Below are 13,709 nucleotides of genomic sequence, written 5' to 3'. Positions count from 1 at the left end.
GGATCGTGCCCACCTGGTTGCCGAAGGTCGCTGCGACGTGCTTCGTCGTCGTCTCCGCGCTCGTTCTCGTGTTCGTCTACCACGGCTTCCGCGGCTCGTTCACGCCCGGCGTGACGGTGACCGTCGAGAGCGGCCGTTCCGGTCTGATGCTCGAGGACGGCGCCATGGTCAAGGCGCACGGTGTGCACGTCGGCAGCGTCACCGCGGTGCAGCAGACGGCGTCCGGCGCGGTGATCGAACTGCGCCTGGATCCGGACGCCGCCGCCCGGCTGCCCGCGGACCCCGGCGCCGACATCCGCGCCACGACCGTCTTCGGCGCCAAGTACGTCACCCTCACCGACCCGCCGTCGCCCGGGCCGGTCGGCCTGGCCGAGGGCACGGTGCTGCGCGCGTCGAGCGTGACCGTGGAGACGAACACCGTCTTCGAGTCGCTGTCCGACGTCCTGCAGGCGGTCGATCCGGCGAAGCTGAACCGCACGCTCGGTGCGCTGTCGTCGGCGTTGCGCGGACAGGGTGAGTCGCTCGGCCGCGCGCTCGTCGACACCGACGCCGTCCTCACCCGGATCGAACCGCGCACCGAGACACTGCGACGCGATCTCGCCGCCGCCGAGACGACCGCCGACATCTACACCGGAGCCACCGACGGGATCGTGGCGTCGTTCGACAATCTCGCCGTCACCGGCACGACCCTCGTCGACCGCGCCGACGACCTCGACCGCGTCCTGCTCGCCGCGATCGGCATGGGCGACGCCGGTCGCCGCGTGTTCGAGCCGAACAGCGAGCAGATCGTCGACGTGCTCGACCTGCTGCGCCCGACGGCCTCCCTCCTCGAGGAGTACTCACCGGTGCTCCCCTGTTTCCTGCAGGGCGCCGACCGTGCCCGGCAGCTCGCCGAACCGGCCTCGGGCGGCAACGGCTCGTCGATGATGCTGAAGTCGACCTTCCTGCTCGGCACCGACCCGTACGAATATCCGCGCAACCTTCCGGTGGTCGAGGCCACCGGCGGGCCACGCTGCGGTCCCCTGCCGATCGTGACGGCCGACGAGACCCCCGCCCCGTACGTCGTGGCGAACACCGGCGCCAATCCGTTCGAGGCCGGGAACACCTCGCCGGTCTTCGTCCCCGACTCGCTGTTCGAACTGCTCACCGGAGGGGCCGGATGACACGCACCGCGATCGCCGCGGGCATCTACGCCCTCGTCATGATTCTGATCCTGGCCGGACTGTTCGTCGTCTTCGGCCAGGTCCGGTTCGGTGAACACACGCGCTACCACGCGGTCTTCGACGACGTCTCCGGTCTCGAGGAGGGCCAGTTCGTCCGCGTCTCCGGGGTCGAGGTCGGCAGGGTCACCGCCGTGGAGTTCGGCGAGAACAACCGCATCGACGTGACCTTCGAGGTCGACTCGTCGTACACCCCGACCCGCGCGAGCATCGCCACCGTGCGCTATCTCAACCTCGTCGGCGACCGCTATCTCGAATTGTCCGACGGCGCCGGTGATCCCACGCCCATGGCGGCGGGCGAGACGATCGGCACCGACCGGACCCGGCCGGCACTCGATCTCGACGTGCTCATCGGCAGCTTCACACCGTTGTTCCGCGCGCTCGAACCCGAACAGGTCAACCGGTTGTCGGCCGATCTCATCACCGTGCTGCAGGGCCAGGGCGGCACCGTCGAATCCGTCCTCGCCCAGGCGGCCTCGCTGACCTCCCACATCGCCGACCGCGACGTGCTCGTCGGGCAGGTGATCACGAACCTCGACTCGGTGCTCGCGAATCTCGCCGCGCACCGCGACACCTTCGACACCGCGCTGGTGCGTGCCCACGAGGTGGCCGCGCGACTCGCGCAGGATGCCACGCTCGTCGGCGACGCCGTCACCCACATCGATGCGATCGGCGGGTCGCTCACCGATCTGCTCGCGCAGTCCCGCACCTCGCTCGCCGGCACGATCCGCGAGACCGGCAACGTCGCCGCGCAGGTCGACTCGCGCAGCGAGACCGTCGAGCAACTGACGACCGAACTCCCCGACGCCTACAAGGCCCTCACGCGACTCGGCGCCTACGGCGGATTCTTCAACTACTACCTGTGCGGCATGCTCATCGAGATCAACGACCTGTCCGGGAACAAGGTCACCTCACCGCTGTTCGGGCAGACGACGGGCAGGTGCGCTCCGGCATGACCCAGTTCCGCGAGATGAATCCCGTGCGTGTCGGCGTCGTCGGCACGATCGTGCTCGTCGTGCTCGTGCTCGGCGCCCTGAACATCCGCTCCCTGCCGTTCCTCGACGGCGGCACGACCTACCGGGCGAGATTCGTCGACGCCGGCGGTTTGAACACCGGCGACACCGTGCAGGTCGCGGGCAAGGACGCCGGGCGGGTGACCGACATCGACATCGACCACGACGCCGTGGCCGTCACGTTCACGGTCGACGGGGCGGTGGTCCTGGGCACCGACACCACCGTCGAGATCGCCACCGCCACCGCGCTCGGGGCACGGAACCTGCGCGTGCGTCCCGCCGGTCCGGGACGACTCGAGGACGGCGCCACCATCGACCTCGACCGCACCGTCGCGCCCTATCAGTTGACCGACGCCCTCGGCGATCTCACCGACACCGCCGCGGCGATCGACACCGAGCAACTGCGCGAGTCGATGGAAGTGCTGTCCGACACCCTGCGCGAGACGCCCGACGACGTCGGTGCGGCGCTCGACGGTGTGCGGCGACTGTCCGAGACCGTCGCGTCGCGGGACGAATCCCTGCGGGCGCTGCTCGCGCACGCCGAACAGGTCACCGAGGTCCTCGCCGAGCGCAGCGACGCGATCGATGCCCTGATCGTCGATGCCGACCGCATCCTCGGCGAACTGCACCGTCGCCGAGCCGCTCTCGAGACCCTGTTCGCGAACGTCGATGCGCTGTCGATCCAGATCTCGAATCTCGTCGCCGACAACGAGGCACAACTCGAACCCACCCTCGGCAAGCTGAACGCCGTCCTCGGGATCCTCGAACGCAACCGCGACGACATCGCCCTGGCCATCGAGCGGCTGGGCCCGTACGCGACCGAACTCGGCGAGGCCGTCGCGTCCGGCCCGTTCTTCAACTCGTACATCCAGAACCTGTTGCCCATGCAGATCATCGAGCCGGCCCTGACCGCCGCGCTCGAGAACGCCGGCATCACGCCGCCGGAAGGTACACCGTGACGCGACTGCGTCCCCTGATCTCGTGGGGTGTCCCGATCCTGCTTCTCGCCGTCGTCGCGGTGGTGTCGTTCACCGTCGCTCCGTGGCGGTCGGCCGACGAGTACGCGGCCGAATTCACCTCGAGCCGTGGTCTGTACGTCGGCGACGACGTGCGCATCATGGGTGTCGAGGTGGGACGCGTGACGAAGATCGAGCCGCGCGGCGATCGCGTGCTCGTGCGCTTCGACGTCGACTCCGACCGCCGCATCCCCGCCGACGCGCAGGCCGCGATCGTCGCCCCCACCCTGGTCTCGGCCCGCTTCGTCCAGCTCACCCCACCGCACACGGGAGGACCCGAACTCCCGGTGGGAGCAACGATTCCCGTCGAACGCACCGCGGTCCCGGTCGAATGGGACGAGATCACCGAACAGCTGACGCGGCTCACGACCGAACTCGGGCCCGACGACACCGACCCGCAGGGCGCGCTCGGTGAGGTCCTCGACGTCGCGGCCGCCAACGCCGAGGGACACGGTCCCGCCCTGCGCGACAGCCTGCAGCAACTCGCGACGGCGATGCGCACGATCTCCGACGGCCGGCACGACCTGTTCGGCACCCTCGGCAACCTGCAGGTGTTCGTCGAGGCGCTGTCGATGAGTGGCGATCAGATCGTCTCGTTCCACGACCGGCTCGCGTCCGTCACCGAGATCCTCGACGCCAACCGCGACGACATGGGCGCCGCCCTGGCGGGACTCGACGCCGTCCTCGTCGACGTCGAGCGGTTCGTCCGCGACAACCGCGAGCACGTCGACACGACCGTCGATCGCACGGCCGCACTGACCGAGACCCTGGCGGCACAGCGTGACGGGATCGCGCAGGTACTGCACGTCGCACCGACGGCGTTGTCGAACCTGCAGGGCATCTACCAGCCCGCGCACAACACGGTGGTCTCGGCGTTGTCGCTGACCAACTTCGCCAATCCCGCCCAGTTCGTGTGCTCCGCGCTCGCCGCGGCCGAGCAGGTCGACGCGCACACCGCGTCCGAATTGTGCGTGCAGTATCTCGGCCCGATCCTGCCGCTGCTCGCGATGGACTACCCGCCCGTGCGCATCAATCCGACGCGCGGCGTGGGCGCGCTGCCCGACCAGCTCGTCTACACCGAGCCCGAGTTGATGCCGGCGCCCGGTGCACCGTCGCCGACCTCGCTGGCCGACCTGCTCTCCCCGGGGGCGCCGTGAGAACACGAGTCCTGCGCACGATCGGTGTCCTCGCCTGCCTGGCGCTGACCGCCGGGTGCGAGTGGCGCGGCCTGAACAGCCTGCCGCTTCCCGGCACGCACGGTCGCGGCGACGACGCCTTCGCCGTGACCATCGAGATGTCCGACGTCACGACCCTCGAACGCAATTCGCGGGTCCGCGTCGGCGACGTCACCGTCGGACGGGTCGCCGACCTGCGGCTCGGCGACGGATATGCGCTCGTGACGGTGATGGTCGACGGCAGCACAGTGCTCCCGGAGAACACCGTCGCGAAGATCGGGCAGACGAGCCTGCTCGGGTCCGCCCACGTCGAACTCTCTCCCCCGCTCGCCGAACCCGCCCGCGGCCGGCTCGGGGACGGCGACGTCATCCCCCTCGAACGGGCGGGTGCGTTCCCCACCACCGAGCAGACCTTGTCGTCGCTGTCGCTGGTGCTCAGCGGCGGTGGTCTCGCCCAGGCCCAGGAGATCACCCGCGAACTCAACCGGGCGATGGACGGGCGGCAGGAGTCGGTGCGGGCCCTGCTCACCCGTCTCGACGCGGTGCTCGCCGGGCTGGACGGTCAGAAGGAGCAGATCGTGAGCGCGATGGAATCGCTCGACGCACTCGCCGTCGAGGTCGCCGAGCACAACACCGAGATCGCCGCGGCGACGGACGATCTCGCGCCCGCCATGGAGGTGCTGTCCACCCAGCGCGACGACCTGACCCGCGCCGCCGACGCCCTCGGGCAGTTCGGGCGTGTCGCGAACGAGGTCGTCGAGGCGAGCGGCGACGACGTCGTCGCGAATCTGCGTGATCTCGAACCGGTGCTGGCCTCGCTCGCGTCGGCGGGCGACTCGCTCACCGAGTCGCTGCGCTACCTGCTGACCTTCCCGTTCCCCATCGACACCTACCGCAACGCGGTGCGCGGCGACTACGCGAACGGCACGGTCATCCTCGACCTCACCCTGCCGACCCTCGAGAACGCACTGCTGCTCGGCACGCCCTTCGAGAACGCACTCACCGGTGGCGGGCGACCCGTACCGGATCTGGTGTCACTGCTCGTCCCGCCCGTGTCGGAGCCGACCCGATGAGCCCGGCCGCGGTGCTGCGCCGCAAACTGGCGGTGTTCTTCTCGGTCGGGATCGCGGCGGTGCTGATCGTCGCGCTGTTCATCGTCGAAGTGCCCGCCCTGCTCGGGGTGGGGCGCTACGAGGTGCGTCTCGACCTCACCGACGCCGGTGGCCTGTATCCCTCGGCGAACGTCACCTACCGCGGCATCGAGATCGGCCGGGTGACGTCGCTGACCATGACCACGAGCGGCGCCAAGGCGGTCCTGTCACTCGACTCGGATGTTCCGGTGCCGGCCGATGCGGCGGCGCAGATCCGCAGCATGTCGGCAATCGGCGAGCAGTACGTCGAGTTCCTGCCCGACGGCGAGGACGGCCCGTATCTGACCGCGGGCTCGATCGTTCCCCGCGATCGCATCTCCGTGCCAGAACCGATCGGCGGTGCACTCGACCAGCTCGACGCCACGCTGCAGTCCGTGGGTCCCGACCGCCTCGCCCTGCTGCTCGACGAGACCCACACAGCGGTGGCCGATTCCGGCGACGCCCTGCGGATCCTCGTCGAGGCCGGTGCGGCGGTGAGCGCCGAGGCCGCTGCGAACGCGGACATCACCGCGGCGCTGATCGATCAGGTCGGCCCGTTGCTCGACACGCAGGTCGCGTCGTCGGATGCGATCGCCCGCTGGGCGTCCTCCCTGGCGGGCACCACCGCGCAGCTGCGCGACTCCGACAGCGACGTGCGCACACTCCTCGGCGTGACGGCCCCCGCCGCCGCACAGGTGCAGGCACTGTTCGAGGAGGCCGAACCGACCCTGCCCCTGCTGCTCGCCAATCTCGTCACCGTCGAGCAGGTCGCCGCGGTGTACCGGCCGTCGCTCGAACAGATGCTGGTGCTGTTCCCGTCGATCATGGCGTCGACCCAGTCGGCGGGTCTGCCCAATGTCGACAACCCGTCGCAGAACACCTACTTCACGGCGACCTTCAACGACCCGCCACCGTGCATCACCGGCTTCCTGCCGCCGGAACAGCGGCGCTCACCCACCGAGTTCGACGTGCCCGACACCCCGCCCGACCTGTACTGCAAGCTGCCGGCGGACTCCCCCATCGCGGTGCGCGGAGCACGGAACATGCCGTGCATCGAGTACCCGGGGCGCCGCGCCCCCACGGTACAGTTGTGCCGCGACGGTGGTTATTCGGCGACGAGTCTGGAAGGGCTTCTGTCGCCGCCGAACTGAGCGACGGGCGGGGCCGATGGACACCGACGGGTCATCCGGCGAGGCGGAACGCACGCCCGACGGCAGATATGTGGTGGTGAAGGGGCGGCGCTGGCGTGCCACCGATCCCGCGATTCCCGAACCTCTGCGGAAACAGCTGGTGGCGGAGCTGATGCGGGCCCGTCGTCTCGTGAAGAGCGAGGGTGACGCCGCGCGACATCGTGTCCAGGACGCCAAGGTCGCGCTCGGTGAACGCGGGCATCCGTGGTGGGACCCGCTCGACGACGACGCGGCCCGCGAACGGCTCGCGGCCACGATCTGCGCGCTGCTCCGGGAACGGGATCCGTCGACCATCTGCCCGAGCGACGCCGCGCGGGTCGCCGGCGGGGAAGCGTGGCGCGACCTGATGGACACCGCCCGCTCGGTGGCCGCCGAACTCGAACGCAGTGAACACGTGGTGATCACGCAGAAGGGAGAACCGGTGGACGTGGAGACGGCTCGAGGTCCGATCCGGATCGCACCCGGACCGAACCTCGAGCACCCTCGTCCCTCCCCGTGAGACGAATCCGAACGGATCAGACGCTCGCGGCCTCGTTCAGCTTCTCCAGCGTGCCGGTCGCCTCGAGGTACTCCTGCACCCAGCGTTCGATGACGGCGGAGGTCTTGTCGACCTTCGTGAACTGCCCGACGACCTGACCGACAGGGTTGAACGCGACGTCGACCGACTCGTCGGGGTACTTGTGGGTGGCGGCGACGGCCATACCGGACACCATGTACTGCAACGGCATTCCGAGGGGCTTCGGGTTGCCCTCCTGCTCCCACGCCTCGGTCCAGTCGTTGCGGAGCATGCGGCAGGGCTTGCCGGTGAACGACCGGCTGCGGACGGTGTCGCGGCTGCTCGCCTTGATGTAGGCCTCCTGCTGCACCGGGGTGTTCTCGGCCTCTTCGACCATGAGCCACTGCGAACCGGTCCACGCACCCTGGGCGCCGAGCGCGAGCGCCGCGGCGATCTGCTGGCCGCTGCCGATACCACCGGCCGCCAGCACCGGGACCGGTGCGACCTCCTTGACGACCTGCGGCCACAGCACGATCGAGCCGACCTCACCGCAGTGCCCGCCGCCTTCGCCGCCCTGGGCGATGATGATGTCGACTCCGGCGTCGGCGTGCTTGCGGGCCTGCTTCGGCGAGCCGCACAGTGCCGCGACCTTGCGACCGGCCTGGTGGATGTGCTCGATCATGTCGGCCGGCGGGGTGCCGAGCGCGTTGGCGATGAGCGTGACCTTCGGATGCTGCAGCGCCACCTCCACCTGCGGGGTCGCGGTGGCCTCGGTCCAGCCGAGAAGCTGCAACGCGTTATCGTCGCCTTCGGGCAGGGGGACGCCGTGGTCGGTGAGGATCTTGCGGCCGAATTCGAGGGTCTCCTGCGGCACCATCGACTGCAGCATCTTCGTGAGTTCCTCGGCGGAGAGGTTCGCGTCCATGCCTTCGTACTTGTTGGGGATGACGATGTCGACGCCGTACGGGCGGTCGCCGATGTGCTCGTCGATCCAGTTCAGCTCGATTTCGAGCTCTTCCGGCGTGAACCCGACGGCGCCGAGGACGCCGAAGCCGCCGGCCTTGGCGACGGCGACGACGACGTCGCGGCAGTGGGTGAACGCGAAGATCGGGAACTCGATGCCGAGTTCGTCGCAGATGGGCGTGTGCATTCGGCACTCCTCGATAGAAAGGCGCAAGACTGGAACACGTTCTACCTTAGTGCCAGATGGGTCTGTGCGGAAGGCACGCAACAACGGACGAAGGCTCGCAACATCGGCAGTCACTGCCGATGTTGCGAGCCTTCACCTCGCGTTGCGTACCTCGGATGATGCCGTGCTAGATGATTCCCCGCTCGCGGAGTTCCTTCTGCTCGATGTCGCTCAGTCCGAGGATCTCGCCGTAGACCGCCGCATTGTCGTATCCCGCGACGGGCGGGCCGGCGCGACGCACCGAACCCGGCGTCCCGGTGAGCGTCGGCACCACACCGGGGCCGAGTACGTCTGCGCCGGTGCGCTCGTCGTGATGCGGAACGATCATCTCCCGTGCCTGGAACTGCGGATCGGCGACGACCTCCGCGACCGTGTTCACCGGCCCGGACACCACACCCGACGACGACAGATGCGCCAGCAGGTCGTCCAGCGTCCACGTCGCCGCCCACTCACCGATGAGGGCGTCGAGCTCGTCCTGGTTCACGCCACGCGCGAGGTGGTCGGCGAAGCGCGGGTCGTCGGCGAGCTCGGGGCGTTCCATCGCCGCACACAGGCGACGGAACACCGTGTCCTGGTTGGCGGCGATGACGATCCACATGTCGTCGGACGTCCGGTACAGGTTCGACGGGGCGATGCCCTCGAGGCGGGTACCGGAGGGGCCGCGGACGACCCCTGCGACGTCGTAGTCGGGGATCACCGATTCCTGGATCGCGAGGCACGCCTCGGTGAGCGCCACGTCGACGACCTGCCCGCGTCCGGTCCGTTCGCGGCCGAGCAACGCGGCGAGGATGCCCTGCACGGCGAACATCCCGGCGAGGGAGTCGCCGAGGGACAGCGCGAGTCGCGGGGGTGCCTGGCCGGGATATCCGTTGAGGTGCCGCAACCCGCTCTCCGCCTCGGCCACCGACGCGTAACCGGCCTGCCCGGCCTTGGGGCCGGTCTGCCCGTAGCCGGAGACGCGAGCCAGCACGATGCCCGGATTGATCTCGGAGAGCACGTCGTAGCCGAGCCCCCACTTCTCGAGCGTGCCGGGACGGAAGTTCTCGACCACCACGTCGGACTCGGCGACGAGACGCCGGAACAGTTCCTGCCCGTCGGGTGCCCGCAGATCGAGGGTGACGCAGCGCTTGTTGCGCGCGTGCACCGTCCAGAAGTAGCGATGCCCGTCCCGCTCACCCTGTCCCCAGGTGCGGAGCGGGTCGGGACGCTTCGGATCCTCGATCTTGATGACGTCGGCACCCATGTCGCCGAGCAGACGTCCTGCATACGGACCGGCGATCAGGGTTCCCAGTTCGAGCACCCTGATGTCCGCGAGCGCTCCCGCTGCCTGCGACTCGCCTTGTGTCGACTCGACTTGTGTCACTGCCTCTTCCGTCCTCTGGTCAGTAACCGAGGTGAACCGTCTTCTCCTCGGTGAACGCTTCGAGCCCGCTGCGGCCCAGTTCACGCCCGATGCCGCTCGCGTCACGTCCACCCCAGGGTAGTGCCGGATCGGGGACACCCCAGCCGTTGACCCACACCGTGCCCACACGCAACTGCGGGATCACGCTGTGCACGGTCGACAGGTTCTGGCTGAAGACGAACGCGTTGAGACCGTACTTCGTGGCGTTCGCCAGCTGCACGGCCTCCTCGGTGGTTTCGAAGGTGATGACCGTGGCGACGGGGCCGAAGATCTCCTCGCGGGCGATGGTGAGGTCGTTGGTGCCGCGGAAGACGGTCGGCTCCACGAAGAAACCGCGCTCCCCCACCCGCGACCCGCCGGTCAGCAGCTGAGCACCTTCGTTCTTGCCCTTCTCGATGTAGCCGAGGATGCGGTCGAGCTGCTTGCGGTTGACGATGGTGCCCTGCGTCGTCGACGCGTCGAAGGGATCACCGATCACCGCTCCGCGGGCGAACTCGACGAGTCCCTCGACGACCTGATCGGCGATCGACTCGTGCACGATCACGCGCGTGCCGGCCGCACACACCTGGCCCTGGTGGTAGAAGTTGCCCATCGCGATCCACGGCAGCGACGCCTCGAGGTCGGCGTCGGGGAAGATCAGCTGCGGGGCCTTGCCACCGAGTTCGAGGGTCACCTTCCGGAACTTCTCGCCGGCGAGCGAGGTGATGGTCTTCCCGACGGCCGGGCTGCCGGTGAAGGTGATCTTGTCGATGCCCTCGTGGGCGGCCAGCGCAGCACCGGCTTCGGGACCGAGACCTGGCACGACGTTGAACACGCCGTCCGGTACTCCGGCCTCGGCGAGCAGGTCGGCGAGCTTCAGGGTCGACAGCGAGGCGTCCTCGGCGGGTTTGACGACCACCGAGCATCCGGCGGCCAGGGCCGGGGCGATCTTCCAGGCCGCGACGACCGTCGGGTTGTTCCACGGGGTGATCGCACCGACCACACCGAGGGGCTGGCGCAGGGTGAATCCGAAGCGGTGCTGCGGACCCACATCGGGCAGGATCATCGCCTCACCGGCAATCTTGTCGGCCCAGCCTGCGTAGTGCCGGAACGACGCCGCGGCGGCGGGGATGTCCCCGGCGACGGTGTCGGCGTAGAGCTTGCCCATCTCCGCGGTCTCGAGCGCCGACAGTTCGGGGGCGTGCTGCTCGATGAGGTCGGCGGCGCGGGAGAGGATCCGGCCGCGTTCGGCACCGGCCATGCGCGACCAGACACCGGATTCGAAGGTGTCGCGCGCGGCGAGGACAGCCGCGTCGATGTCGGCGGCCCCACCCGCCGCGACCTCGGCGACGACCTCTTCCGTCGCCGGGTTGATCGACGAGAAGTGGGCACCCGAACGGGCGGGCACGGCCCGGCCGCCGATCCGCAGCTGCGGGTCGGGTACGACGACGGGTGCGGGGGTGGACAGTTCGGTCATCACGACTCCTGGGGAGAAGGTGGGGTGAAGCGTCGGGTGAGGCCGGACCACGAGGAGTCGTAGTTCGGCTGGCGATGCGCTGCGCGATGGGCCGCGTCGGTGACGGAGAGGGCGAGTCTCGTCTCGAACATGAACGACAGGGTGTTCACGAGCTTGACCGGCTTCAGTTCGGCCGACGTCGCGAGATCGAAGGTCTCGACGTCGGGTCCGTGAGCGCCCCACTGGTTGTGGAGCGACGCACCGCCCGGGACGAATCCTTCCGCCTTCGAGTCGTGCTGTCCACGAACGAGTCCCATGAACTCGGTCATGACGTTGCGGTGGAAGTGCGGCGGCCGGAAGGTGTGCTCTCCGACCACCCAGCGGTCGGGGAAGACACAGAAGTCGACATTGGCCTGCCCCGGAATCGGGGTGGGCGAGGTGAGCACGGTGAAGATCGACGGATCGGGATGGTCCCAGCCGGCCGTGGTCATCGCGTTGAAGCGGCCCAGATCGTACTTGTAGGCACCGTGCGTGCCGTGCCAGGCGACGACGTCGAGGGGCGAGTGGTCGAGTTCGGTGGCCCACAGGTGCCCACCGAACTTCTGCACGAGTTGCACCGTGCCCGAACGGTCCTCGTACCAGGCCGTCGGGTACAGGAAGTCGCGGGCGTGGGCGAGACCGTTCGCGCCGATGGGGCCGAGTTCCGGCAGGGCCAGGGCGGCCCCGTAGTTCTCGAGCAGGTAACCGGTCGCCTTCTCACCCACCAGATCCACGCGGAACCGCAGACCTCGTCCGATCACCGCGATCTCACCGGGTTCGACGAGCAGCCGTCCCAGTTCGGTGCACAGCAGCAGCGCGCCGTCCTGCGGGACGAACAGCAGTTCTCCGTCGGCATCGACGAAGTAACGGTCGGTCATCGACTGCGACGCCGCGTACAGATGGACGGCGACGCCGGTGCGGGCGCGGACGTCCCCGTTGACTGCGTAGGTCGTCACGCCGTCGAGGAAGTCCGTGCCCGGTGCCGGTTCCGGCTGCGGATCCCATCGCAACCGGTTCGGGGTGAGCACTCCCCCGGCGTCGGGTGCCGACACCCAGCCGGCGTCGTCGATCCGCTCGAAGGGACCGTGCGCGGCGGACGGCATGATCCGGTACGTCCATGTGCGGCGGTTGATCTCGCGGGGCTCGGTGAACGCGGTGGCCGAGTGTTGTTCGGCGTAGAGCCCGTACGCGACCCGCTGGGGCGAATTCTGTCCCCACGGAAGCACACCCGGAACGGCCTCGCTGTGGTGCTCGTTGCCGAAGCCGTGCAGATACTCGATGCCCGCGAAGCCGGGCTCCACACCGACGTCCGCGCGCTCGCTCATGTCAACGCGACCATCTCGTGCAGCGTCGAACCCGAACGCTCGTGATCGGTTCCGTCGACGGTCACCGTCATCGTGAAATCCGACCGGAAGCGGAAGTAACCGGGATGACCGACGAGCCGGTTGACGAGAGGCTTGAGCAACCTGCTCGACGCGAGTGGAACGTCCTCGAGCAGGTTGTGGGCGTGCACGATCTCGCGGACGGTGAGCTTGACGTCGAGCGAGCCCGGGATGCGGAGGCGGATCCACGCCGGGTAGGTGCGGTCGGCGACCGCGTTGTGCACGATCGGCCCCTCCGTCAGTTCCACCTCGCCGTTGCTGAGGACCACCTCGCGCCCCTGCGCGACCATCACCGGCTGCGACCAGTGCGATCCGTACTTCTTCTGGGTGTGCACCATGGCGTAGACGAGGGTGAAGTCCTCGGTGTACAGCCGGCCCCAGTACCACTTGTCGATGAGGCGCTTCATGTCGCCGACGCCCCAGTTGTGGTCGTGGTAGCCACGACCGGTGACCTCGGTGGTCTTCCCGTCCACCGTCACCGTCCCTGCGACCCGCGCTCGGGGTGCGCCGACGACCCACGCGAAGAATTCGCGTTCGTTGTAACTGGTCTGGCCACGACCGGGCATCCACGGCGGGACCTCGGCGGTGAAGGTCAGGTCAAAGGCGAGATCTCCTTCGGACACCGACACATGGTAGACGGGCAGCCCGTCCTCCTCGCCGACGAGCTTCGCGAAGCTCTGACCGACACGCACGTCACACCGTTCGGTGGACACCGAGAGGTCGGCGTCGGTGTACGACCGGCTCGCCTCGCGTCGCTTGCCGTCCGCGCTGTAGACGTGGATCTCCACACCGGGCTTGCGGTGCACCAGCTCCCGGGTCTGGATCATCGCCACGACGATCCGTCCGTCGTCGAGATGGGCGTCGAAGTACCAGTGTTCGAAGGCGTGCTTGTCGGTGGACGGGTGGGCGCCGTTGTCGGCGGCCTCCACGGCGGTGATCTCGCCGTCGCGTCGTCCGGGGCCGTTCCAGGCTTCGATGATCTGCAGGGTCATTGGGTTCTCTCCGTACGAGGGTGAAGTGGG

The 13,709-nt window shown here is 68.9% G+C and carries 12 protein-coding genes; 7 read left to right on the top strand and 5 right to left on the bottom strand.

All coding sequences use genetic code 11. The features are described from left to right. Nucleotides 1-5: 5 nt before the first annotated feature. The 7 genes from AC0LPE_RS03095 to AC0LPE_RS03065 are packed head-to-tail and all read left to right on the top strand — an operon-like array spanning nt 6 to nt 7,243. The gene (locus AC0LPE_RS03095) at nt 6-1,163 is read left to right on the top strand and encodes an MCE family protein (RefSeq protein ID WP_490605587.1); all 1,158 of its coding nucleotides are present in this window, start codon (nt 6-8) and stop codon (nt 1,161-1,163) included. After that, the gene (locus tag AC0LPE_RS03090; RefSeq protein ID WP_145692980.1) at nt 1,160-2,176 is read left to right on the top strand and encodes an MCE family protein; all 1,017 of its coding nucleotides are present in this window, start codon (nt 1,160-1,162) and stop codon (nt 2,174-2,176) included. The genes AC0LPE_RS03095 and AC0LPE_RS03090 overlap by 4 nt, the downstream gene beginning before the upstream one ends. Next, on the top strand, nt 2,173-3,192 hold the full coding sequence (locus AC0LPE_RS03085; RefSeq protein WP_490605586.1) for an MCE family protein: 1,020 nt from the start codon (nt 2,173-2,175) through the stop codon (nt 3,190-3,192). The genes AC0LPE_RS03090 and AC0LPE_RS03085 overlap by 4 nt, the downstream gene beginning before the upstream one ends. Beyond that, entirely contained in the window at nt 3,189-4,406 is a 1,218-nt protein-coding gene (locus AC0LPE_RS03080; protein WP_490605585.1) for an MCE family protein, read from the top strand. The genes AC0LPE_RS03085 and AC0LPE_RS03080 overlap by 4 nt, the downstream gene beginning before the upstream one ends. Further along, complete coding sequence (locus AC0LPE_RS03075; RefSeq protein ID WP_490605584.1) at nt 4,403-5,497, top strand: MCE family protein; 1,095 nt, start codon at nt 4,403-4,405, stop codon at nt 5,495-5,497. Before AC0LPE_RS03080 ends, AC0LPE_RS03075 begins: the two co-directional genes overlap by 4 nt. Further along, a complete protein-coding gene (locus AC0LPE_RS03070) occupies nt 5,494-6,705 on the top strand; it encodes an MCE family protein (protein ID WP_490605583.1) in 1,212 nt (403 codons plus the stop codon). Before AC0LPE_RS03075 ends, AC0LPE_RS03070 begins: the two co-directional genes overlap by 4 nt. Before the next feature lie 16 nt (nt 6,706-6,721). Further along, complete coding sequence (locus AC0LPE_RS03065; RefSeq protein WP_160873705.1) at nt 6,722-7,243, top strand: DUF3253 domain-containing protein; 522 nt, start codon at nt 6,722-6,724, stop codon at nt 7,241-7,243. 16 nt (nt 7,244-7,259) lie between these two features. Here the strand turns inward: AC0LPE_RS03065 and AC0LPE_RS03060 are convergent, their stop codons facing one another. The 5 genes from AC0LPE_RS03060 to AC0LPE_RS03040 form a co-directional block, all read right to left on the bottom strand. Beyond that, nucleotides 7,260-8,390, bottom strand: coding sequence for a nitronate monooxygenase (locus AC0LPE_RS03060; protein WP_016692392.1), 1,131 nt, complete (start codon nt 8,388-8,390; stop codon nt 7,260-7,262). 166 nt (nt 8,391-8,556) lie between these two features. Next, nucleotides 8,557-9,792 carry a CaiB/BaiF CoA transferase family protein gene (locus AC0LPE_RS03055; protein ID WP_490605582.1) on the bottom strand — a complete coding sequence of 412 codons (1,236 nt, stop codon included), beginning with the start codon at nt 9,790-9,792 and terminating at the stop codon, nt 8,557-8,559. Between the two features lie 19 nt (nt 9,793-9,811). After that, nucleotides 9,812-11,287 (bottom strand): aldehyde dehydrogenase family protein, encoded by a 1,476-nt coding sequence (locus tag AC0LPE_RS03050; RefSeq protein ID WP_490605581.1) that lies wholly within the window; start codon nt 11,285-11,287, stop codon nt 9,812-9,814. Further along, a complete protein-coding gene (hmgA, locus tag AC0LPE_RS03045; RefSeq protein ID WP_490605580.1) occupies nt 11,287-12,630 on the bottom strand; it encodes a homogentisate 1,2-dioxygenase in 1,344 nt (447 codons plus the stop codon). Before hmgA ends, AC0LPE_RS03050 begins: the two co-directional genes overlap by 1 nt. Beyond that, nucleotides 12,627-13,679: a lipocalin-like domain-containing protein gene (locus tag AC0LPE_RS03040; protein ID WP_490605579.1), complete on the bottom strand. Its 1,053-nt coding sequence runs from the start codon at nt 13,677-13,679 to the stop codon at nt 12,627-12,629. Before AC0LPE_RS03040 ends, hmgA begins: the two co-directional genes overlap by 4 nt. Between the last annotated feature and the right edge of the window lie 30 nt (nt 13,680-13,709).

The sequence above is a fragment of the Rhodococcus sp. S3 genome (genome assembly GCF_058211795.1).
The sequence above is the reverse complement of the archived record's forward strand: the minus strand, read 5'-3'. Positions and strand labels throughout refer to the sequence as shown.